The 23,330-nt window shown below is 28.4% G+C and carries 28 protein-coding genes; 27 read left to right on the top strand and 1 reads right to left on the bottom strand.

Annotation, left to right across the window (positions count from 1 at the left end):
• Positions 1 to 35: 35 nt before the first annotated feature.
• From dnaG to ACQY5W_RS05735, 8 genes are all read left to right on the top strand, one after another.
• The gene (dnaG, locus tag ACQY5W_RS05770) at positions 36 to 1,670 is read left to right on the top strand and encodes a DNA primase (protein ID WP_428024004.1); all 1,635 of its coding nucleotides are present in this window, start codon (positions 36 to 38) and stop codon (positions 1,668 to 1,670) included.
• Between the two features lie 57 nt (positions 1,671 to 1,727).
• Positions 1,728 to 2,117 (top strand): RidA family protein, encoded by a 390-nt coding sequence (locus ACQY5W_RS05765; protein WP_428024003.1) that lies wholly within the window; start codon positions 1,728 to 1,730, stop codon positions 2,115 to 2,117.
• 99 nt (positions 2,118 to 2,216) lie between these two features.
• Positions 2,217 to 2,534, top strand: coding sequence for a 50S ribosomal protein L21 (gene rplU, locus ACQY5W_RS05760; RefSeq protein WP_428024002.1), 318 nt, complete (start codon positions 2,217 to 2,219; stop codon positions 2,532 to 2,534).
• Between the two features lie 11 nt (positions 2,535 to 2,545).
• Entirely contained in the window at positions 2,546 to 2,800 is a 255-nt protein-coding gene (gene rpmA, locus ACQY5W_RS05755) for a 50S ribosomal protein L27 (protein WP_428024001.1), read from the top strand.
• A gap of 134 nt (positions 2,801 to 2,934) precedes the next feature.
• Positions 2,935 to 4,026, top strand: a complete 1,092-nt coding sequence (gene obgE, locus ACQY5W_RS05750) for a GTPase ObgE (protein WP_428024000.1) — start codon at positions 2,935 to 2,937, stop codon at positions 4,024 to 4,026.
• Positions 4,027 to 4,791: a glutamate 5-kinase gene (proB, locus tag ACQY5W_RS05745; RefSeq protein ID WP_428023999.1), complete on the top strand. Its 765-nt coding sequence runs from the start codon at positions 4,027 to 4,029 to the stop codon at positions 4,789 to 4,791. It abuts the gene before it with no gap.
• Positions 4,792 to 4,800: 9 nt separating this feature from the next.
• Complete coding sequence (gene fmt, locus ACQY5W_RS05740; protein ID WP_428023998.1) at positions 4,801 to 5,721, top strand: methionyl-tRNA formyltransferase; 921 nt, start codon at positions 4,801 to 4,803, stop codon at positions 5,719 to 5,721.
• Between the two features lie 57 nt (positions 5,722 to 5,778).
• Complete coding sequence (locus ACQY5W_RS05735) at positions 5,779 to 7,155, top strand: GAF domain-containing sensor histidine kinase (protein ID WP_428023997.1); 1,377 nt, start codon at positions 5,779 to 5,781, stop codon at positions 7,153 to 7,155.
• On the opposite strand, the gene ACQY5W_RS05730 is transcribed toward ACQY5W_RS05735, so the two are convergent.
• Entirely contained in the window at positions 7,143 to 8,036 is an 894-nt protein-coding gene (locus tag ACQY5W_RS05730) for an AEC family transporter (protein WP_428023996.1), read from the bottom strand. The two genes, ACQY5W_RS05735 and ACQY5W_RS05730, sit on opposite strands and share 13 nt — an antisense overlap.
• 81 nt (positions 8,037 to 8,117) lie before the next feature.
• Here ACQY5W_RS05730 and ACQY5W_RS05725 point away from each other — a divergent pair, with 81 nt between their 5' ends.
• From ACQY5W_RS05725 to ACQY5W_RS05635, 19 genes are all read left to right on the top strand, one after another.
• Entirely contained in the window at positions 8,118 to 8,753 is a 636-nt protein-coding gene (locus ACQY5W_RS05725) for a biotin--[acetyl-CoA-carboxylase] ligase (protein ID WP_428023995.1), read from the top strand.
• Positions 8,753 to 9,529 (top strand): ParA family protein, encoded by a 777-nt coding sequence (locus ACQY5W_RS05720; RefSeq protein WP_428024144.1) that lies wholly within the window; start codon positions 8,753 to 8,755, stop codon positions 9,527 to 9,529. The genes ACQY5W_RS05725 and ACQY5W_RS05720 overlap by 1 nt, the downstream gene beginning before the upstream one ends.
• 3 nt (positions 9,530 to 9,532) lie before the next feature.
• A complete protein-coding gene (locus ACQY5W_RS05715; RefSeq protein WP_428023994.1) occupies positions 9,533 to 10,408 on the top strand; it encodes a ParB/RepB/Spo0J family partition protein in 876 nt (291 codons plus the stop codon).
• A 103-nt stretch (positions 10,409 to 10,511) separates the two neighbouring features.
• A complete protein-coding gene (locus ACQY5W_RS05710; protein ID WP_428023993.1) occupies positions 10,512 to 10,934 on the top strand; it encodes a FoF1 ATP synthase subunit B' in 423 nt (140 codons plus the stop codon).
• A gap of 10 nt (positions 10,935 to 10,944) precedes the next feature.
• The gene (locus tag ACQY5W_RS05705) at positions 10,945 to 11,460 is read left to right on the top strand and encodes a F0F1 ATP synthase subunit B (RefSeq protein ID WP_428023992.1); all 516 of its coding nucleotides are present in this window, start codon (positions 10,945 to 10,947) and stop codon (positions 11,458 to 11,460) included.
• Positions 11,460 to 11,990, top strand: a complete 531-nt coding sequence (locus ACQY5W_RS05700; RefSeq protein WP_428023991.1) for a F0F1 ATP synthase subunit delta — start codon at positions 11,460 to 11,462, stop codon at positions 11,988 to 11,990. Before ACQY5W_RS05705 ends, ACQY5W_RS05700 begins: the two co-directional genes overlap by 1 nt.
• 21 nt (positions 11,991 to 12,011) lie before the next feature.
• Positions 12,012 to 13,529 (top strand): F0F1 ATP synthase subunit alpha, encoded by a 1,518-nt coding sequence (atpA, locus tag ACQY5W_RS05695; protein WP_428023990.1) that lies wholly within the window; start codon positions 12,012 to 12,014, stop codon positions 13,527 to 13,529.
• Positions 13,530 to 13,539: 10 nt separating this feature from the next.
• Complete coding sequence (gene atpG / locus ACQY5W_RS05690; protein ID WP_428023989.1) at positions 13,540 to 14,424, top strand: ATP synthase F1 subunit gamma; 885 nt, start codon at positions 13,540 to 13,542, stop codon at positions 14,422 to 14,424.
• 18 nt (positions 14,425 to 14,442) lie between these two features.
• Entirely contained in the window at positions 14,443 to 15,837 is a 1,395-nt protein-coding gene (atpD, locus tag ACQY5W_RS05685; protein WP_428023988.1) for a F0F1 ATP synthase subunit beta, read from the top strand.
• An 18-nt stretch (positions 15,838 to 15,855) separates the two neighbouring features.
• Positions 15,856 to 16,233 carry an ATP synthase F1 subunit epsilon gene (atpC, locus tag ACQY5W_RS05680; RefSeq protein ID WP_428023987.1) on the top strand — a complete coding sequence of 126 codons (378 nt, stop codon included), beginning with the start codon at positions 15,856 to 15,858 and terminating at the stop codon, positions 16,231 to 16,233.
• A 7-nt stretch (positions 16,234 to 16,240) separates the two neighbouring features.
• A complete protein-coding gene (locus ACQY5W_RS05675; protein ID WP_428023986.1) occupies positions 16,241 to 16,801 on the top strand; it encodes a MotA/TolQ/ExbB proton channel family protein in 561 nt (186 codons plus the stop codon).
• Positions 16,802 to 16,806: 5 nt separating this feature from the next.
• A complete protein-coding gene (locus tag ACQY5W_RS05670) occupies positions 16,807 to 17,196 on the top strand; it encodes a biopolymer transporter ExbD (protein WP_428023985.1) in 390 nt (129 codons plus the stop codon).
• A 2-nt stretch (positions 17,197 to 17,198) separates the two neighbouring features.
• Positions 17,199 to 17,939 (top strand): energy transducer TonB, encoded by a 741-nt coding sequence (locus ACQY5W_RS05665; RefSeq protein WP_428023984.1) that lies wholly within the window; start codon positions 17,199 to 17,201, stop codon positions 17,937 to 17,939.
• 2 nt (positions 17,940 to 17,941) lie between these two features.
• Positions 17,942 to 19,210, top strand: a complete 1,269-nt coding sequence (gene tolB / locus ACQY5W_RS05660; protein ID WP_428023983.1) for a Tol-Pal system protein TolB — start codon at positions 17,942 to 17,944, stop codon at positions 19,208 to 19,210.
• 71 nt (positions 19,211 to 19,281) lie between these two features.
• Positions 19,282 to 19,818, top strand: a complete 537-nt coding sequence (locus ACQY5W_RS05655; RefSeq protein ID WP_428023982.1) for an OmpA family protein — start codon at positions 19,282 to 19,284, stop codon at positions 19,816 to 19,818.
• 3 nt (positions 19,819 to 19,821) lie between these two features.
• Complete coding sequence (locus ACQY5W_RS05650) at positions 19,822 to 20,817, top strand: tetratricopeptide repeat protein (protein WP_428023981.1); 996 nt, start codon at positions 19,822 to 19,824, stop codon at positions 20,815 to 20,817.
• Between the two features lie 12 nt (positions 20,818 to 20,829).
• Positions 20,830 to 21,411, top strand: coding sequence for an FKBP-type peptidyl-prolyl cis-trans isomerase (locus tag ACQY5W_RS05645; RefSeq protein WP_428023980.1), 582 nt, complete (start codon positions 20,830 to 20,832; stop codon positions 21,409 to 21,411).
• A 135-nt stretch (positions 21,412 to 21,546) separates the two neighbouring features.
• On the top strand, positions 21,547 to 22,476 hold the full coding sequence (fabD, locus tag ACQY5W_RS05640; protein WP_428023979.1) for an ACP S-malonyltransferase: 930 nt from the start codon (positions 21,547 to 21,549) through the stop codon (positions 22,474 to 22,476).
• Positions 22,469 to 23,164, top strand: coding sequence for a 5'-methylthioadenosine/adenosylhomocysteine nucleosidase (locus tag ACQY5W_RS05635; protein WP_428023978.1), 696 nt, complete (start codon positions 22,469 to 22,471; stop codon positions 23,162 to 23,164). Before fabD ends, ACQY5W_RS05635 begins: the two co-directional genes overlap by 8 nt.
• Positions 23,165 to 23,330 lie beyond the last annotated feature (166 nt).

The raw sequence follows: 23,330 nt of genomic DNA, 5'->3' as shown, positions 1-23,330 counted from the left end.
TAAAATCAAAGAGATTAAATTGTATAATCTTTTTTATGATAAACAAAGATTCCATTGAAAATTTAAAAAACCATATTGACATAGTTGATACAATTTCCCAATTTTTACAATTAAAAAAATCTGGAGCTAACTTTAAAGCTTGTTGTCCTTTTCACGGTGAAAGTACACCTTCTTTTGTAGTAAGTCCAGCAAAACAGATATATCACTGTTTTGGTTGTGGAGTTGGCGGAGATTCAATTAAATTTGTTATGGAGTATGAAAAACTTTCATATCCAGAGGCTGTTGAAAAATTAGCTAGTATGAATAATTTTTCTCTTACTTATGATGATACAAAAGAGAAAAAACAAGATACAAAAGTAATTCAAGAGATTAATAAATATTATCAGAAGAATTTTGTTGATAATAATGTTGCTAAAGAGTATATAAAAAGTAGAGGTATTTTTGAATCTTCAATTGAAAAATTTGAAATCGGTTATGCTCCAACTTCAGCAGAAACAATAAATTTTTTAAAGTCAAATTTTTTAAATCTTGCAGATGCAAAAGAGTTAGGAATAATTGATTCGGGGGCAAATGGTTTATATGCAAGATTTATAGAGAGAATTACTTTTCCAATTTATTCATTAAATGGTTCATTGGTTGGTTTTGGTGGAAGAACAATAACTGGACACAGCGCAAAATATATTAATTCCCCACAAACAAAAATTTTCAATAAATCAAGATTACTTTATGGTTATAACTTATCTAAGGATAAAATTTACAAAAGAAAAGAGATAATTATTACAGAAGGTTATTTGGATGTAATTATGTTACATCAAGCTGGATTTGATAATGCAGTAGCAACTTTAGGAACAGCTCTTACAAAAGATCATTTACCTATATTAAAACGTGGTGAACCAAAAGTTATAGTTGCATATGATGGTGATAATGCTGGACTTAATGCTGCTTTTAAGGCTTCACAACTTATGTCACATAATGATTTTGAAGGTGGAGTAATTATTTTTGAAAAGGGCTTTGACCCAGCTGATATGGTAAAAGATGGAAAAATTGAAGAACTTAATAGAATATTTTCTAAACCTAAACCTTTTATTCCCTTTTCAATTGATCATATTATTTCTCAATATGATTTAAATGACCCTCAAAATAAACAAAAAGCTTTACATGATGTAAATGAGTTTTTAAACACTTTAAATCCCATATATCATGATGAGTATTCAAGGTATATTGCACAAAAATTAAATATTAGAGAAAATCTAATAAAGGTTCAAAAAAGTACTAATAGAAATAACAATGTAGAACTTTCTAAAGTTGATATTGGTGAACTTTGTATCATAAAAGCAATTTTAAATGATAAACAAAGACTCTCAAGAGTTTTAGATGTAATTGACTCATCTATGTTTGAATATCATAAAAATGAGTTTGAAATATTAATTACAGATATAAATGATGTAAGATTAAATGCAATTTTATTAAATGAAAAATTAGAAGATTATAGTGATGAAAGATTAAATGCAGAGATTTTAATTTTATTAGGAAAATTTTATTCAAATAAATTAAATGAAGTTTTATATGATAAAACATATACTTTCAATGAAAAAAGTTCTTTAATTAGAAAAATAAAAGATAATATAGCAATGTTAAAAAGTGGAAAATTAATCTCATATAATTTGTAAAATTAATTGTCGTAAAACTTTTTTTAAAGTAGAATTATAAAAAATCAAGGAATTATAATGGAAATTATTCAAACAGAAAATGCACCAGCTGCAATTGGACCATATTCACAAGCATTAAAATATAACGGTTTAGTTTATACATCTGGACAAATTGCACTAACTCCTGAGGGACAATTAGTGGAAAGAGATATTAAAAAACAAACTCATCAAGTTTTAACAAATTTACAAAATGTTTTATTAGAAGCAAATAGCTCTTTAGACAAAGTTATTAAAGCAACAATTTATTTAGAAAATATGGAAGATTTTGGTGTTGTTAATGTAATCTATGCTGAATATTTCGGTGAACATAAACCTGCACGAAGTACTGTTGCTGTAAAAACTTTACCAAAAAATGTATTGGTAGAAATTGATGTTATTGCTGCAAGTGATGATTTAATAAATATGTAATAAATTTTCGCTTAAAGTTAATTTAAACTAACATTTGATAACATTCCGTCCCGTTAAATGAAAAAGTTACTAAAGAATTGATAAGTTAGAGGAAAAGATATGTATGCAATTATAAAGTGTGGTGGTAAGCAGTATAAAGTTTCAGAAGGTGATATCATCGATATCGACTATACTGGAAAAGCTGCAAAAGAAACTCTAGAAATTACTGATGTATTAGCAGTAAATAATGGAGAGTTAAAATGTGGTGATGCTATCTCAACTGCTAAAGTAGTAGCAGAAGTAGTATTAGATGGTACTGGTGCAAATAGAGACAGAAAAGTTCTTATTTACAAAAAAAGAAGAAGAAAAGATTCTAAATTAAAAAAAGGTTTCAGAAGAAGCTTTACAAAAATTAGAATTACTAAAATAGCTGCATAAGGAGATAGACTATGGCTCACAAAAAGGGACAAGGTAGTACACAGAATAATAGAGACTCAGCTGGTAGAAGACTTGGAGTTAAAAAATATGGTGGGGAAACAGTAAAAGCTGGAAACATCATTGTAAGACAAAGAGGTACAAAAGTACACGTTGGTAACAATGTAGGTATTGGTAAAGACCACACAATTTATGCTTTAATTGACGGAGTTGTTAAATTCGAAGTTAAAGATAAAGATAGAAAAAAAGTTTCAGTTTACGCTTCGTAAGCAGTTTAACTTTTGTTTATTTTAAAGGGTGTAGTGCTTTTGCCTACACCCTTTTTTAGTTTATAATTATTACTAAATACAAAGGATTGTGTTTAGTAATAATTATAATTACATGTATATTTAAAAGGTTTGTAATGTTCATAGATAGTGTTAAATTTGCTGTTTCATCGGGTAAAGGTGGACAAGGTTGTGCCTCTTTTAGAAGAGAAAAATTTGTTGTAAAAGGTGGACCAGATGGTGGAGATGGAGGGAAAGGTGGAGATGTTTACTTTTTAGTAGATAGTAACACTGACACTTTGTCTTTTTACAAAGGTAAGCATAAACTTAAAGCTGAAAATGGAAAACAAGGATTAGGAAGTAGATGCACTGGTAAAAGTGGTGAAGCTTTAGTTTTAATAGTACCTCCTGGAACTCAAGTAATAAATGATGATACAAATGAAGTTATTATGGATTTGTTGGAAGAGGGTGACAAAAAACTTTTACTTGAAGGTGGAAAAGGTGGATTAGGAAATACTCACTTTAAAAATTCAAGAAATCAAAGACCTACATATTTTCAACCAGGACTTCCTGGACAAACTTTGAATTTAAGATTAGAATTAAAACTAATAGCTGATGTTGGACTTGTAGGATATCCAAATGTTGGGAAATCAACTTTAATTTCATCAACATCAAATGCAACTCCTGAAGTTGCTAATTATGAATTTACTACATTAACTCCTAAATTAGGTGTTGTTGAAGTAGGTGATTTTAATTCATTTGTAATGGCTGATATTCCAGGAATTATTGATGGTGCAAGTGAAGGAAAAGGTTTAGGATTAGAGTTTTTAAGACATATTGAAAGAACTAAAACTTTACTTTTTACAATTGATATCACAAATTATAGAAATACACTTGATCAATTTAATGTTTTAAAAGAAGAGTTAAAAAAATTCTCAGAAGAGTTAAGTCAAAGAAATTATGCCATAGCATTAACAAAAACAGATGCTTATTATGGTGAAGATTTAAGTGGTGATATTATTAAATTTATTAATGAATTAGGCTTAGAAGTTACAACTTCAAATGAGTTTGGATTTAATAAAGAATTACCTTATTATGTACAAGATACTGTTTATGAAAAATATGATAGTAGTAAGCCATTTTTTGTTTTACCAATATCATCTGTAACGCATACAAATATTGGTGCGTTGAAATTTGCTTTATATAATTTAATAGGACAAGGTAAATAAATGAAAAGGTTAGTTATTAAAGTTGGGAGTGCTGTCTTAAGAGAAGGCAATCTTCTAGCAATGGATCGACTAAATAATTTAGTTGACTTAATAGCAAAATTAAAAATTGAAAAAAAATATGAAATAATCTTAGTCTCTTCAGGTGCAGTTGCTGCTGGAAACACAACTTTGAATCTTGATAAAACTAAGGTTTTAAATAGACAAGCACTTGCTGCAATTGGACAACCACTTTTAATGAAACATTATAAAAAAAGATTTGCTGATTATGGCTTTAAGTGTGCACAAATGCTTCTTGTTGCAGATGATTTTGATTCTAGAAAAAGATCTGCCAATGCAAAAGGTGTAATGGAAATTTTATTACAAAATAATATTATTCCAATTTTAAATGAAAATGATGTAATTGCAAATGAAGAGCTATTAATTGGAGATAATGACCAATTAGGTGCACATGCAGCAGTTTTTTTTGAAGCAGATATGTTAGCAATTCTTTCTGATATTGATGGTTTATATGATTGTAATCCACATGAAAATCCAAATGCTAAGATGAGAAAAATTGTTACTCATTTAGAAGAGGAAGAGTTAGAGATGAAACATACTCCTAATTCTGAATTTGCAACAGGTGGAATTGTTACAAAACTGAAAGCTGCAAATCTTTTATTAAAAAATGGAAAAATGATGTATTTATCTTCAGGTTTTGATTTAACAAATGCCTATGATTTTTTACTACATGAAAATCATAAAAGTGGAACTCTATTTAAAAAATAAAGGAAAATGATGAGTAAAAAAATACTTTTTATGGGAACTCCTGATTATGCTACAAAAATTTTTGAGGAGATTTTAAATAATTCTTATGAAATAGTAGGGCTTTTTACTCAACCTGATAAACCAATTGGACGAAAACAACTTATTACTCCTCCTCATATAAAACAATTTTGTTTGGATAATAATTTAAATATTCCTATTTTTCAACCTGAAAAATTGAAAAATAATGATGAAGCTAAAAAACAAATAGAAGATTTAAATCCTGATTTTATTATAGTGGCTGCTTATGGGCAAATTTTACCAAAAGAAATTTTGGATATTGCGCCATGTATTAATTTACATGCTTCTTTATTACCAAATTATAGAGGTGCAAGTCCTATTCAAGAGTCACTACTAAATGCAGATACTTATGCAGGAGTTACTTCTATGCTTATGGAAGAGGGACTTGATAGCGGTGATATTTTAGGATTAAAATATTTTAAAATCCCATTTGAGATGGAAGTAGCTGAATTATTTTCAGAACTTTCATCTATTGCTGCAAAGCTTACTATTGAGACTTTAGATAATTTTGAAAAAATAAATCCTAAAAAACAAAATGAAGCAGAAGTTAGTTTTTGTAAAAAGATAAAAAAAGAGTATGGTGAAATTATTTTTGATGATGCAAAAAAAGTTTATCAAAAATATAAAGCTTATTCTTATTGGCCAGGTATTTATCTAAAATCTGGACTTAAATTAAAAGATATTTCTTTTGTTGAAAGTAATTCTATAAATAATGAAGGTGAAATTTTATCAATTGAAGATTCTAGTATAATAGTTGCTTGTAAAAAAGGTAGTATTAAAATTGGAAGACTTCAAGCTCCTTCTAAAAAAGAAGTTAGTGCAATAGATTATATTAGAGGTCAGAGAATTACTTTAGGGAATGTTTTAATTTAATTTGTTATATTATGTTTTACGATATTAAAATAGTTATAATAACAAAAAAGAAAAGTAATGAAAAAGAAAAACAATAGTTATAACATTTATGATTTAAAGCTTTTTAAAATTGATGATTTCGATGTATTATTACATAAAATATTGAAACAAATAAGGGAAATACTTAGTGCCGAAGCAGGTACAATTTATATTTCGGATGATGAATCTTTAAGTTTTAATGTATTTCAAAATGATTCCATCTCTTATGAACAAATTTATCAACAATATGACAAATTAAAAAATCTAAAATTACCACTTGATAAAAGTACTAAATACCTTGCTGTTGAATCATATGTAAGTAAAAAAATAATAATAGTTAATGATATATACAAGACAAAAAAGCATGAATTTTTAGGTGTTAAAGAGTATGACAAAGAAAATAATTACAAAACACACTCTATTATTACAGCTCCAATAATACATCCCCTTGAAAATAAGAGTTTAGGGGTCATTCAATTAATAAATAAAGTTGATGATTCTAATAATTTTAATTTTAATGAAAAAGATAAAGATACTTTATCTATGGCTAGTTCATTAATAGCTTTATCAATTTATCAGACTCAAAATGACTTACTTAAATTGAAAGAATTAAATGATGAATTAAAAACTGTAAATGAAGAATTAACTAAAAAAGTTGAATATGAAGTAAATAAAAATGAAAAAAAATCTGCAATAATTTTTCATCAATCAAAATTGGCTTCTTTAGGTGAGATGATTGGAAATATTGCACACCAATGGAGACAACCCTTAAGCGGGATATCTACACTTGCAAGTGCACTTAGCTTTAGTATAGAGCTAGGTAAGTATAATAAAGATAATGCAATAGAAAGTTTAAATAAAATTGTAAATACTACTAAATATCTCTCTGATACAATTGATGATTTTAGAGATTTTTATAAGATAGAAAAATCCCCTCAAGAGTTTAATTTAGCAAAAAATATAAATCAAAGTGTTTCAATAACTAATGCTTCCTTATCTGATGTTAATATAGAAATTGTATATGATTTAGATGAAAGTTTAACTTATTATGGATATAAAAATGAGTTGAAACAAGCAATTTTAAATCTTCTTCAAAATGCAAAAGACGCATTTTCTTTAAATAAAGAGGATAAGAAAAAGTTTATATTTATAAATTTGGAAAAAGTTAATAATTCAATTTTTATAAAAATTAAAGATAATGCAGGTGGAATAAAAAAAGATATTTTAAAAAAGATATTTTTAAAAAACTTTACCACAAAAGAAGAACATAATGGCACAGGTATTGGGCTTTATATGACAAAAGTTATTATTGAAAAAAGTTTTAACGGTACAATTAAAGCAGAAAATAGTGAGTTTGAATATAAGAATATTCAGTGCAAAGGGGCTTTATTTACCATTGAGCTTCAAGCTAAATAGTAATAAAAACCTGTAACACTTAAAAGTGAAATTAAAACACCCAAAACTAAAGAATTAACCGCCAATCTTTCATCTAAACCACCTTGAATAGCTAATATAACTGCTGTAGTCATTGGTGGCATTGCAACTTCTAAAATTGTAACTTTGCTCCAAGTCTCATCAATATTGTAAAATAATGAAAAACCTATGAGTACAAGTATAGGCATTAGAAACATTTTTATTGATAAAAGTAAAGTTGTAGTTTTAAATTTATAAAAGATGTTTTTTAATTCTAGTTTCATTCCAATTGCAATCATAGCAAGTGGAACTAAAGTGGCACCTAATGCTTCAGCAGTATTTAGTACAAACACTGGAACTGTAAAAAGTTTTAAAAATATTGTTACAAAAAACATAATAATCGGTGGAAAAAAAATCACTTTTTTAGTCATTGCTTTAAATTTCACAACTTGTCCACTTCCCCAGTTTATAATAATTGTACCAATTGAAACAACAAGTAAAAATGAACCAAACAAATCATAAATTAGAGCATATACTACATAATCTTGACCATAAAAGGCATCAATATACGAAAAACCAATAAATGAAGTATTACCAAAAGTCCCCACAACAATAAATGTAGCTAATGTTTTTTTATCAAATTTAAAAAACTTTCCTATATAGTATGTCAAAAATAGATTAAGTAGAATTATTACATTGAACATAATTATTAAATTTAAAATTTTTAAATCTAAAACAAGCGGATAAATTTTTATAAAAACCATTGCAGGTAATGAAAAATATATAACAAAATCAACCAAAGCTTGAGAATTGTCTTTTATAAAAATTTTGAAAAAGTATCCAATCATTAAATATAAGGCTATTGGTAAAACAGGATCTAACATTATCTCTCCATATAAAAAGCAAATATTATATATATATCTTTATTAATATGAACTTGAAAAATTATTTAGTATAATCTTTTTATGGAAATTAGATATTTAGAAAATGTTGATTCAACACATACTTACTTAAAAAATTATATTAAAGAAAATGGTTTTACCAACAATTTATGTATTGTAACACAAGAACAAACTTCAGGTATAGGAAGTAGGGGAAATTCTTGGATTGGGAAAAAAGGTAATTTATTTTTTTCTTTTGTAATTAGACAAAATGACTTACCAAATGACTTACAAATACAAAGTACATCTATTTATTTTTCTTATATATTAAAAGATATTTTAAAAGAATTAGGTTCCAAAGTTTGGTTAAAATGGCCAAATGATTTTTACATTGGTAATCACAAAATAGGAGGAACTATAACTTCTGTGTCAAATGGTTTGATTTATTGTGGTATTGGTTTAAATTTAATTAGTGTTAGTAATGAGTTCTCGAAGTTAGATATTCAAATCGATATAAAAAAATTATTTAAATTATATTTTCAAAATATTGAAAAAAAGATTTTATGGGAGGATATTTTAAAAGAATATGTGGTAGAATTCGATAGAAGTAAAAATTTATACGCAACAATAAACAATAAAAAAACACCCTTAATCAATGCACAGTTAAATAGTGATGGTTCTATAAATATTAATAATGAGAAGGTTTTTAGTCTAAGATGATGGCAGAAGTAATAACAATAGCAAATCAAAAAGGTGGAGTTGGTAAAACGACTACAGCTGTAAATTTAAGTGCAGCTTTGGCCTTACAAGGTAAGAAAGTATTATTAATAGATGCAGACCCACAAGCAAATGCAACTACAAGTTTAGGATTTCATAGGGATACTTATGAATACAATATATATCATGTTATGCTTGGAACAAAAGAACTTAATGAGATTATATTAGACTCTGAAATTGAAAATTTAAAAGTAGCTCCATCAAATATTGGATTAGTTGGTATTGAAAAAGAGTTTTATAAAAATACAAAAGATAGAGAACTAATTTTAAAAAGAAAAATTGATCCTATAAAAAAAGATTTTGATTATGTAATAATTGATTCGCCACCTGCACTTGGACCAATTACTATTAACACTTTAAGTGCTTCAAACTCAGTATTAATTCCTATTCAATGTGAATTTTTTGCCCTTGAAGGATTAGCACAGTTGTTAAATACTATAAAGCTAGTTAAACAAACTATTAATAGACAATTACAAATTAGAGGATTCCTTCCAACTATGTATAGTGCACAAAATAACTTAGCAAAACAAGTATTTGCAGATTTGGCACAACATTTTGAAAGTAAATTATTTAAAATCGATGGTAGCTCATATGTAGTGATTCCAAGAAATATTAAACTAGCAGAAAGTCCAAGTTTTGGTAAACCAATTATGTTATATGATGCAACAGCAATTGGTACAAAAGCATATACAAATTTAGCAAAAGCAATAGCAGGATAATAAATGGCAAAGGCAGCATTAGGTAGAGGTTTAGGTGAATTATTAGGTGAAGTAGAATCTGCATATGAGAGTAATAACACTTCTTCTAGAAGTGGTTTAGATATATATTTAGATGTAAATTGTATTAAGCCAAATCCAGCACAGCCTAGAAAAATATTTGATGAAGAAAAGTTAAAAGAATTAAGTGATTCAATAAAAGAACATGGTTTAATTCAGCCAATTAGTGTAATTGAATCAAATGTACAAGGTGAGTACATTTTAATCGCTGGAGAAAGAAGACTTAGAGCTCATAAATTAGCCAACATAGATAAAATAAAAGCTAATATTTTAGATATTGAAGATTCAAAATTAAGAGAAATTGCTCTTATTGAAAATATTCAAAGGGATGATTTAAATATTATTGAATTAGCATACTCTTATGCACAATTAATAAACGAACACTCATTGACACATGAAGAACTTTCAAGTAAAGTATTTAAAAGTAGAACTTCAATTACAAATACATTAAGACTGTTACAACTTTGCTCATATGTTCAACAAATGTTAGCAAATGAGAAAATTACTGCTGGCCATGCAAAAATTATGGTAGGACTTGATGAAGAAACTCAAAGAAGAGTTACGGATAGTATCATTGGTCAAAAACTATCTGTAAGAGAAACTGAACAATTAATTAAGGATATTAAAACTCCTGAAGTTAAAACTCCAATAAAAAGTAAAACAACACATAAATCATATGATTTAAATCCACTTAATAGTGTTGTTGATGAACTATCAAAAAATAATCTAAAAGTTAAATTAGAAAAGAATTGCTTTAAGATAGAAATTAAATCTCAAGAGGATATTGAAAAGATATCTAATTACTTTCGTAACACTTTATAAAATTTGTTTAACAATTTTCCTCATTTAATATATTTTTATATAATAATTCGCTAGAATTTATCAGTTTTAGTCAAACTAAACTGTAAAAAATATGGAGGAATGAATGTTAGACATAAGTCCTGTATTGTTGCTTAGCTCTGGTATTATTTTCTTGTTAGTACTTGCCAGACTAAACAGTTGTCTATTTACACCTCTACTAAAGCATATGGATGAAAGAGCAAAATCTATTAAAAATGATTTAGAGAATGCAAAATCAAACACAGCTGATGTAGATGGAATGCTGGCTGAAGCAAATGATGTTATTGCAAAGGCTAAAAAAGAAGCTGCTGTAATTAGAGAGGAAGCTTTAAGCGAAGCTAAAAAAGTTGCTGATTCTAAATTAGAAGCTGCAAAATCAGAAATTGAAACAAAATATGCTGATTTTAAAGTTTCTTTAGAAAATGATTCAAAAGCTTTAAAAGATACGTTAATTGCTTCAATGCCTCAATTTAATGAGAGCTTAAAAGCTAAATTAAGCTCAATATAAGGGAGAAAAAGTGAAAAAATTACTATTATTAACTTTATTAGCTTTAGCTCCTGTAGCGTTGTTTGCTAATAGTGAAGGTGCGGAAACTGATATTATTCAAAGAACCGTTAACTTTGTAATTTTTGCTGGAATTTTATGGTATTTATTAGCTGATAAAATTAAAGCTTTTTTTGCAAATAGAACTTTAGAAATTCAAGCTGAATTAGATAAAGTACAAGATACTTTAAAAGCTTCTCAAGCTAAAGTAGATGAAGCTGCTGCTAAATTAGAAAATGCAAAAAAATTAGCTGCAGAGACTGTTGAACTTGCAAAATCTGAAGTAGCTGCATTAAAACAAAAAGTTGCAAATGCAGTTGACAATGAAATTGCTCAATTAAACAGAAACTTTGATGATAGAATTGAAGTTGAAACTAGAAAAGTACAACGACAAATTGTTGAGGAAATTCTAGAAGAGCTACTAAAATCAGACAATATTTCTTTATCTCAAGATGAATTAGCAAATATTGTACTTAAGAAGGTGGCGTAATGAATGATTTAATTGCAAAAAGATACGTTAAAGCATTATTAGATGGTAAAGATGTAGCTGCTGCAACTTCAATTTGTAATGAATTAAGTGAAATTTCAAAAGCATTTGCTGATGATAAGTTTATCTCTATCATATCTTCTATTGAAGTAAAAGCGTCTCAAAAAGTAGACTTAATAATTTCATTAGTTGATAATATGTCTGATACTTCTAAAAATTTAGTTAAGTTATTAGGTAGTAAAAAAAGATTAGAAATAATTCCATTTATTGTTGCTGAATTAAAAGCTAATATTGGTGCAATGGAAAATTCTTATGAAGGTATTGTTTATACAAACAATGCTTTATCTGATCAATATATTAACTCTATTGCAGAGCAATTTAGTAAGAAATTTGATGTTAAATTAACTTTAACTCAAAATGTATGTGATTATGATGGTATTAAAGTTGATATTGATGGACTTGGAGTTGAGATTAGTTTCTCAAAAGATAGACTTAAATCACAAATGATAAATCATATTTTAAAAGCAGTTTAGAACTTATAAAGGAGAAATTGAATGGGTGCAAAAATTCAAGCTGATGAAATCAGTTCGATCATCAAAGAAAGAATTGATAACTTTGAATTAAATGTAGATGTAAATGAGACTGGTAAAATCATCTCTTATGCTGATGGTATTGCTCAAGTTTACGGTCTTAAAAACGTTATGGCTGGTGAGATTGTAGAATTTGAAAATGGTGAAAGAGGATTAGCTTCTAACCTTGAAGAGTCTTCAGTTGGTGTTGTTGTTCTTGGATCTGGAAATGGATTAAGAGAAGGTTCTACTTGTAAAAGAGTTGGAAAACTATTAGAAACACCAGTTGGTGATGCTATGGTTGGAAGAGTTGTTAATGCACTTGGTGAACCACTAGATGGAAAAGGTGCAATTGAAGCAGCAGAACATAGATTTGTTGAAGAAAAAGCACCTGGAATCATGGCTAGAAAATCAGTTCATGAACCATTACAAACAGGTATTAAAGCTATTGATGCACTTGTTCCAATCGGAAGAGGGCAAAGAGAGCTTATTATTGGAGATAGACAAACTGGTAAAACTACTGTTGCTATTGATACAATCCTTAACCAAAAGGGTGAAGATGTAATTTGTATTTATGTTGCAATTGGTCAAAAAGCTTCTTCAGTTGCTTCAGTTGTTAGAACATTAGAAGAGTCTGGTGCTATGGATTATACAATTGTTGTTAATGCTGGTGCTTCTGATTCATCTGCATTACAATTCTTAGCACCATATACAGGTGTTACAATTGGTGAATACTTTAGAGATAATGGTAAACATGCACTAATCGTGTATGATGATTTATCTAAACATGCAGTTGCATATAGAGAAATGTCATTAATCTTAAGAAGACCTCCAGGTAGAGAAGCATATCCAGGGGATGTATTCTATCTACACTCAAGATTACTAGAAAGAGCTGCAAAAATGTGTGATGAAAAAGGTGCTGGGTCTATGACTGCTTTACCAATCATTGAAACACAAGCGGGAGATGTTGCTGCATATATTCCAACAAATGTTATTTCTATTACAGATGGTCAAATTTTCTTAGAAACTAACCTTTTCAACTCAGGAATTAGACCTGCGATTAACGTAGGACTTTCAGTATCAAGAGTTGGTGGAGCTGCACAAATTAAAGCTACTAAACAAGTTGCTGGTACTTTAAAATTATCTCTTGCTCAATATAGAGAGCTTGAAGCGTTTGCTCAATTTGCATCTGATCTTGACGAAAGTACAAGAAGAGAACTTGAACTTGGTCAAAGAATGGTTGAAGTATTAAAACAAGGTGTTAATAAACCTTTAGTAATTGAGAAACAAGTTGTTATTATTTATGCTGGAACTAAGGGATATTTAAATGATATTGCTGTTTCTGATGTTGTTAGATTTGAAAATGAATTACATGCATTTATTGAGCAAAAATACTCAAATATCTTAGACGATATTAAATCTAAGAAAAAATTAGACGAAGATACTGAAGATAATTTAAAATCTGCGTTAGAAGAGTTTAAAACTGTTTTTAGTGCAAAATAAGGATTAGTCAATGGCTAACTTAAAAGAGATTAAATTAAAAATTGGAAGTGTTAAAAATACTCAGAAGACTACAAAAGCTATGAAACTTGTTTCTTCTGCAAAACTAACTCGTACTAGACAATTGTCTGAACAAGCTAAAAGTTATGCAGAGAAGATTAATCAAGTTCTTTCTGAGATTGCGCACAGAGTTAGCAAAGTTCAAGATGATGGGATGCACAATAGAGCATTTATTCAAAATGAAAATCCAAAAACAGTAGATATTGTTTTTGTTACTGCTGACAAAGGTCTTTGTGGTGGATTCAATATGGCTACTATAAAAGCTGTAATGAATGCTATGAATAAATACAAAGCTGAAGGTGTAACTGTAAGATTAAGAGTTGCTGGAAGAAAAGGTGTTGATTATTTTACTTTCCAAGGTGAAAAATTAGCACAAAAAGTTAGCGATTTATCTTCTGCACCTGATTATAATAGAGCTTCAGATTTTATTCAAGAAGTTGTAAATGATTTTCAAAATGGAGTTACTGATAAAGTAATTTTAATTTACAACGGGTTTCTTAACATGTTAACTCAAGAGTTAAGAGTTAAAGAAATTTTACCAATTAGTTTAGAAAACGTTGAGTTGAAAAATGAGTCATCAATGCTTAATATTGAGCCTGATGATGATGAAGAAGTGTTAGATGGATTAACTGAAAAATATATACAATTTAATATGTATTATTCTTTAATTGATTCTTTAGCTGCTGAACATAGTGCTAGAATGCAAGCTATGGAAGCTGCAACTAAGAATGCAAAAGAGAAAGTTGATAGTTTAACAGTTGAGTATAATAAAGCTAGACAAGCTGCAATTACAACAGAGCTGATAGAAATTATCAGTGGTGTTGAAGCATTAAAATAATTTAAAGGAGCTGCCCGTATGAAAGGTAAAATTGTTCAGGTAATGGGTCCAGTTGTTGACGTAGAGTTCGACGGATACTTACCAGAAATTAATGAAGCAATTCAAGTTACATTAACTGACGCTAAAGCTGACAGATTAATACTAGAAGTTGCTGCACATATTGGTGATAGTAGAGTTAGAACTATTGCTATGGACATGACAGAAGGATTAACAAGAGGACAAGAGTGTGTTGCACAAGGTGGACCTATCCAAGTTCCAGTTGGTGAAGCAGTATTAGGAAGAATTTTTAACGTAATTGGTGATCCAGTTGATGAAGGTGAAGCAATTCCTGCAGAAACTCCAAGATGGTCAATTCACAGAGCTGCTCCTTCTTTTGAAGAGCAATCAACAAAAACTGAAATGTTTGAAACAGGTATCAAAGTTGTTGACCTTTTAGCACCATATTCAAAAGGTGGTAAAGTTGGACTATTCGGTGGTGCTGGTGTTGGTAAAACAGTTATTATTATGGAATTAATCCATAACGTTGCATTTAAACACTCAGGATATTCAGTATTTGCTGGTGTTGGTGAAAGAACAAGAGAAGGAAATGACCTTTATCATGAGATGAAAGATTCTAACGTACTTGATAAAGTTGCTTTATGTTATGGTCAAATGTCTGAGCCTCCAGGTGCAAGAAATAGAATTGCATTAACAGGTCTTACTATGGCTGAATATTTTAGAGATGAAAAAGGTCTTGACGTACTTATGTTCGTTGATAACATCTTTAGATTTGCACAATCAGGTTCTGAGATGTCAGCACTTTTAGGAAGAATTCCATCTGCGGTTGGATATCAGCCTACACTTGCTTCAGAAATGGGTAAATTACAAGAGAGAATTACTTCTACGTCTAAAGGTTCTATTACTTCTGTTCAAGCGGTATATGTACCTGCGGATGACTTAACAGATCCAGCTCCTGCTTCTGTTTTTGCACACTTAGATGCTACTACAGTACTTAACAGAAAAATTGCAGAAAAAGGTATTTACCCTGCAGTTGATCCACTAGATTCATCTTCAAGAATCTTAAGTGCAGATATTTTAGGACAAGAGCATTATGATGTTGCAAGAGGTGTTCAATCTGTATTACAAAAATATAAAGATTTACAAGATATTATTGCAATTCTTGGTATGGATGAGTTATCAGAGCAAGACAAACTTGTAGTTGCTAGAGCTAGAAAAATTGAAAGATTCCTATCTCAACCATTCTTCGTTGCTGAAGTATTTACTGGAAGCCCAGGTAAATATGTTGAGTTAAAAGATACAATTGCTGGTTTCCAAGGTATCTTAGAAGGTAAATATGATAGTATTCCAGAAATGGCATTCTATATGGTTGGTGGAATTGATGAAGTTCTAGCTAAAGCTGAGAATATGAAATAAAACCATTAAGGTAAATTTATGGATACACTAAGATTATCAATAGTTACACCAAATGGACCAATTTTTGATGGTGACGTTAAAACTGTAACTCTTCCTGGAAAAGAGGGAGAGTTTGGAGTATTACCAGGTCACTCATCTTTGGTATCTTTATTAACAGTTGGTGTAATTGTAATAGAAAAAGAGAATACAACTGAGGCAGTAGCAATAAACTGGGGTCATGTTAATGTTAGCGAGACTTCTGTTGATGTTTTAGCTGATGGTGCTGTTGCACTTACTCAGGGTGGAGACTCTGATATTGCTAAGGCTATTGATGCAGCTAAAGAACTTGTTAATTCAGTTTCTGATGCAAATGTATCAATTGCAGCAGTAGAAGCAAAAATCAACTCATTTAGTTAAGAAAAATATGATTGATTTAATTTTAAATTATTTTACAAATAGTAGCGCTATTACACTTGTTGTATTAGCTCTGCTATCTGTTTATTTTGTTCTTATATTTTGGCTTTTCATATATAAAAATAGTCAAGTTTCTTCATTAATTACTAATGAGAGAAAATCTTTAGAGACTCTTACATCAAGAGAATCAATGCTAAGTCCATTATCAGGTTTAAGTAGATGTGCTAAAACATCTAGATCTAAATCATTATTACATGCTTGTGAAATTTCAATTATTAAAGATGCCAGTGATGGTTTGTCATGGTTATCTATAGTATCTTCTACTTCTCCATTTATAGGTTTATTTGGAACAGTTGTTGGAATTTTAGAATCATTTGCAAAATTTTCTACTCATTCAAAGGTTGGATTTTCAATAATTGCACCTGCTATTTCAGAAGCACTTGTAGCAACTGCAGCAGGTATTTTTGTAGCAATTTTTGCATATACATTTCATCAAATACTTACAAGAAAAGTTTATGAATTAAATACATATTTAAAGGCCCAATCTGAAATTCTGATTGCTAAGGCGTAAAAGTTATGTATGATTTTAATCAAAAGCCAGATTTAAATATTACTCCATTGGTTGATATTATGTTAGTATTATTGGCAATTTTAATGGTTACTGCTCCTGTTATAGAGTTTGAAGAACCTGTTAATTTACCAAATGGAAGTAAATCTCAACAAATTCAAGATGTAAAAAAAATTTCAATACTAATATCAAATGATAGAAAAATTATGATTGGCAAAAATAAATATGAATTGAAAAATTTTGCAGATAGTTTTATCCTTTTTTCTAATGATAAAAATAAAGATACTCCAATTCACATTCGAGCTGATAAACGACTAATTTATGATGATGTTATTTTCGTTTTAAAAACTGTTAAAGAAGCTGGTTTTTTTAAAGTATCTTTAATAACTGATGGATAAACATGTTTTTCACAAATTCAATTTCAAAACAAACTAGTTTATTTATAGCTTTATCTACATATTTTTTTATAATTTTTTTATTTTTTTTATATTTAAAAACTTCTGATGTCAAAAAATTTGATGCTTTTAATAAAACAACTACAATTGAATTAAGTATTATAGTTGATGAAAAGAGTAAAGTAGTCAATAAAAATACTAAAGTAGAAGAAAAAAAAACTATTGAAGACGTAGTTGATAAATCAAAATCAATTAGTGCAAAACAACAAAATAGTGTTAAATCTCTTTTTGCAAATGTTAAAGATACAAGTGAAAATATTATAGAAAATAGTGTCAATAACGTTGTTAAATCTGAAGTTGCAAGTAGATTTAAAGCAAAATTTGAAAAACAAAGGAAAACTGAAAAACTCTCTGTTAATTCTTTATTAAATAATGTTAAATCAAAATCTTCTGTTCTACCTAGTAATGAGTCAAAAAATTCTATTGATCCATATTATTCAAAAATATATGAGCTTTTGGCACAAAGATGGAATCCCATGACGGTTGGTGATGATTTATTTGCAAAAGTGTTAGTGATAATTACAAATGATGGCAAATTTGATTATAAGTTTTTAAAATATTCTGGAAATGAAGTTTTTGATAAATCTTTAACCTCTTTTTTAAATGAACAAGTTAATATTATATACCCAGAACATGATAAAGGTTCTGAAACAAAAATAGAAGTAATATTTAAATCGGAGGGATAATTATGAAAAAAATATTTTTATTATTTATATTCATTTGTACTAATTTACTTGCAGTTGATGCAACAATGGAGATTATAAAAAAGTCAGATAATTTGCCAAAAATTGAAATTGCTGTTGCAAGTGATACTAAAAATTTAGTTTATGCAAATAAAATAAAAAAAATGATAGTTGAAGATTTATTAGTTAGTGGTCATTTTCAAGCTTCTTCTAGTAATGAGAATTTTAATTTTTCAAGCAATCCAAATATGTTAGCTTTGAAAAAAAGAGGTGTAGATTTATTTTTAAATTTATCTATTTTAGATAGTGGTTTTGGTGGATTAAATTTAAATATAAAACTTTATGATAACAATATAATGAAATTGATATTAGAGAAAAATATTTCATCTTCTCAATTAGATAGATATCCATTTGTTGCACATAGAACTGCAATTACTATTAATAAGTATTTAAATGCACCAGCAATCGATTGGATGGATAAATTTGTAATTTTTTCAGTTTATAAAGATGCTAAAAAAGCAAATATTGTAATTGGTGATTATACTTTAACATATCAAAAAACTATTATTAGTGGTGGACTAAATATTTTTCCTAAATGGGCTAATAGCAAACAAGATAGTTTTTATTATACATCATATAAAGGTTTTGTACCTGAATTAATTAAATATAATTTATATACTAGAAAAGTAGAAAAAGTAATGAAATCAGAAGGAATGGTTGTTTGTTCTGATGTAAGTAAAGATGGTACAAAACTTTTAGTTACTGCTTCTCCTGAAGGTCAGCCTGATATTTATATGTATGATATTTTGAATAAAAGAAAAGTGAAATTAACAAATTATAAGGGTATAGATGTTGGTGGACATTTTGTTGAAAATGATTCAAAAATTGTTTTTGTATCAGATAGACTGAAAAATCCAAATATTTTTTCAAAAAAAATAAATGGAAGAGGAGTTGAAAGATTAGTTTATCATGGAAACAATAACTCTTCAGCAACAACATTTGATAATTATGTGGTTTATAGTAGTAGAGAAAGTGGAAATGAATTTTCAGAAAATACTTTTAACTTATATTTAATATCATTAAAAAGCGATTTTATTAGGAGATTAACAACAAATGGTGTAAATCAATTTCCTAAATTTTCAAATGATGGAGAATCTGTTCTATTTATTAAAAATTATAGAGGCAAAAGTAGTGTTGGAATAATAAGGTTAAATTATAATAAATCATTTTTATTCCCTTTAATTAGTGGTAAATTACAATCAATTGATTGGTAAATTATTATTTTATAATAATGAGTTAAGTTTTGTTTGAGTAAAATTTATCAAATCACAATAAGGAAAAATTAATGAAAAAGTATGGTTTACTAGCTTTTATTACAGCTACATTATTATTTACGGGATGTAGTCAAAAAACTGTTGAGATGGAACAATCAACTCCAACAAATTCTGAATCAGCATTAAATACTGTTGAAACTTCAAATAATAGTGCTATTGAAGCTGATAATATGGCAGCAGATGGAAAAGGTAACTATTTTATAGTTAATGGAAAAAAAGTATTCATTCAATCTATATATTTTGCATTTGATAAATTTAATTTGAGCGAAGATCAAAGAAAAGTTGCTTCTGAAAATGCTGCAAAACTAAAAGGTTTAACTGGAAGTGTAAAAGTTGAAGGTAACTGTGACGAATGGGGAACAGACGAGTATAATTATGCGTTAGGTTTAAAAAGAGCAAAAGTTGTAAAAGATGCTTTAATTTCTGATGGTATTACTTCAAATACAATTTCTATTGTAAGTTTTGGAGAGAGTAATCCTGTTTGTTCAGACAAAACAAGTGAATGTTGGACAAAAAATAGAAGAGCAGAATATAAGCCACTTCCATAATATATGAATAAATATTTTATAAGTATTTTATTAACTAGCACATTAACATTTGCCGAAGAGGTATCTGTTTTTGGTGCTGGTAATTTAGATTCTCCCAATCCATATGGACTTACAAAAACAGAAGAACGTATATTAAAAAATAAAAATGAATTAGGTTCTATAGATACTAAAGTTAAAACAGTAAAATCAACAATTGATTCATTAAGTGAAAGAATTGATGGATTAGAGTCAATTTATGAGGGTGATTCCCAAAAATTAAATGGTGCAGTTTTAACCTTAACAAAACTTTTAAATGATTTTGAATCAAATCAAAATTTAACTGATAAAAATAGTGAAGATGTAAAAGAGTTAAAAAAATCAGTAGATCAAATTATTGCATTGCAAAAAAAGATTGCTGATGAAAATCAACAAAATTTAGACAATTTAAAATTAGCTGTAAAAAAATTAACAGATAAAATAAATACTATAGATTCAAATTATATATCAGAAAAAGATTTTAAAAAAAATATGAGTCAGTTTGTTACTGTAAAAGAGTTTGAAGCATTGAAAAAAAGCTTAAATATTAAAAGTAACGTAAAAACTCAACCTGAAATAAGTGTAAAAAGTGATAATTCGGAAAATGTTGTATCTAGTGATGATAAGTCTGTAATTCTTGAAGAGGCAAAAAGACTTTTCAAAATTGATTATTTTACAAAGGCTATACCTTTGTTTGAAAAATTGATTTCAGAAAATTATAAACCTGCTGAATCTAATTATTATCTGGGCGAGATTTGGTACTATAGAAAAGAGTATGATAAGGCAATAGCCTATTTTAAAAAATCGGCTTTATTATATGATAAAGCTTCGTGGATGCCTAAATTATTACTTCATAGTGCAATATCATTTGAAAAATCTGGTGATTTTAAAAATGCAGCTTCTTTTTATGAAACTTTGATGACTGTTTATCCAGACTCAAAAGAAGCAAAAAGTGCTGATAAAAATCTATCTAAATTAAATTAAAAAAGGAAAAATATGTCAAAAGTTATAGGAATAGAATATACTCTAAAAGATGCTAACACTGGTGAGCATTTAGATTCAAATGTTGGTCAAGCACCATTAGAGTTTGTATCTGGTAAAGGTCAAATAATTCCAGGATTAGAGTCAAAATTAGTTGAAATGGCTATAAATGAAGAAGCTGACGTTATGGTTGAACCAAAAGATGCGTATGGTGAATTAAATCCTGAAGCTGTTCAAACATTACCAAAAGAGCAATTTGCTGGTATTGACTTAAAAGAAGGTATGAGTCTTTATGGTACTGGTGAGCAAGGTGAAACAGTACAAGTTACAGTTACAGGTTTTACTGATAGTGAAGTTACAATAGATTATAACCATCCAATGGCTGGAAAAACTTTAATGTTTTCTGTTGCAATTTTAAGTTCAAGAGCAGCAACTGAAGAAGAGATTCAAACAGGTGTTGTTGGTGGAATGGCTGCTATGGGTGGTTGTTGTGGAGGTGGTCATAGTCATGACCACGGTTCTAGTGAGGGTGGTTGTTGTTCAAGTGAGCCAAAACAACAAACTCATTCACACGGTGGTTGTGGTTGTAGCCATTAGTCTTAACGACACTTTAAAAAACTTTATAAATGCCCAGAAGCACGACTGCTTCTGGGCATTTTATTTTTATAACAAATATAAAATAGTATAATACATGCTTTTAAAACTAAGTAAAAGATATAAGGAAAAATATATATGAAGAGAGTCGCTTTTATATTCCCAGGTCAAGGAAGTCAAAAAATTGGTATGGGAAAAGATTTTTTTGAAAATAGTGATATCGCAAAAGATATGATTAAAAAAGCAAGTGATAGATTAGGGATAAATTTTGAAGAGCTTTTATTTGAAGAAAATGAAAATTTAAGTAAAACTGAATATACACAGCCAGCAATTCTTTTAGTTTCAGCAATTGCTTGTGAATTATTGAAAGAAAAATGTGCTGTTAAGCCAGAGTTTTTATTAGGACACTCTCTTGGTGAATTTTCAGCATTAGTAGCAGCTGGTGCGATTGATTATTTAGATGCTATTGAATTAGTTCATAAAAGAGGACTTTTTATGAATGAAGCTTGTTCTGGTGGAAATGCTGGAATGATGGCTTTAGTTGGATTAGAAGATTCAAAAGTTGAACTTATTTGTAAAGAACAAAGAGAAAATGGCAAAAAAGTTTGGCCAGCAAATTATAATATGGATGGACAATTAGTTCTTGCAGGTATAAAGTCTGATTTGGAATCATTAGTTGATACTTTTACAGAAGCTGGTGCAAAAAGAGCAATCGTACTTGATATGAGTGTAGCAAGTCATTGTGAACTTTTAACAAGTGCAGTTGAAAATTTAAGACCATATTTAGAAGAATTTATAAAAGATGAATTCTTACCAGTTGTTTCAAATGTATCAACTGATATATATACAACAAAAGAAGAAGCAATAGAATTATTAGCTTCACAACTTACAAGTCCTGTTAAATATAAACAATCAATTGAAAAATATGCTTCAAAAGTAGATTTATTTATAGAATTTGGTAATGGTGTGGTATTAAAAGGTTTAAATAGAAAAATAGTAAAAGTTCCAACATCAAATGTATCAGATATGGATTCACTAGAAAAAGTTATTGGAGAGATAAATGAATAAATTAGCAATTATGGGAGCTATGGAAGAGGAGATTGAACCTCTATTAGCTCATTTTGATAATGTAAATATTGTAGAGTTTGCAAATAATAAATACTATGAAGTATCTTATAATGGATTAGATATTGTAATAGCATATTCAAAAATTGGAAAAGTATTTGCTAGTTTAACAGCAACGACTATGATAGAAAAATTTGGATGTGATACTCTACTTTTTTCTGGCGTTGCAGGTGGAATCAATCCTGAATTAAAAATTGGTGATTTAATTATTGCTAATAAACTTTGCCAACATGATTTAGATATTACTGCCTTTGGACATCCTCATGGATATGTACCAGGTGGTGGAGTATTTGTTGAAACAAGTAAAGAGTTAAATGAAGTTGCCAAAAAGGTAGCTTTGGATAATGGACTAAAAGTTATAGAAGGTACTATTGCTACAGGTGATCAATTTGTTCATTCAACAGAAAGAAAGAATTTTATTGAATCTACATTTAATGCAGATGCTTTAGAAATGGAAGGGGCAAGTGTTGCAGTTGTATGTGATGCTTTAAATATTCCTTTCTTTATATTAAGAGCGATATCAGATACAGCTGATATGGATGCAGGTTTTGATTTTGATGAATTTTTAAAATCAAGCGCAAAAAATTCAGCTGACTATTTAATTAAAATAGTTGACGAATTATTAAAATAAGAGTTTATACTCTTATTTTTAATAATTAACTCTATATTCTCTACTAAAAATCTCTATAAAATATTACTAAAATTTACTAACTCAAAAAATTTCCAAAATTTAAGCCAGGATTAAAGAAAAGTACTTGACAAGATAAAAAAATTTGTCTATAATTCCCGTCCAATTT

The sequence above is a fragment of the Arcobacter sp. genome (assembly GCF_050300555.1).
Taxonomy (GTDB): domain Bacteria; phylum Campylobacterota; class Campylobacteria; order Campylobacterales; family Arcobacteraceae; genus Arcobacter.
This window is presented reverse-complemented; position numbering and strand designations above follow the sequence as displayed.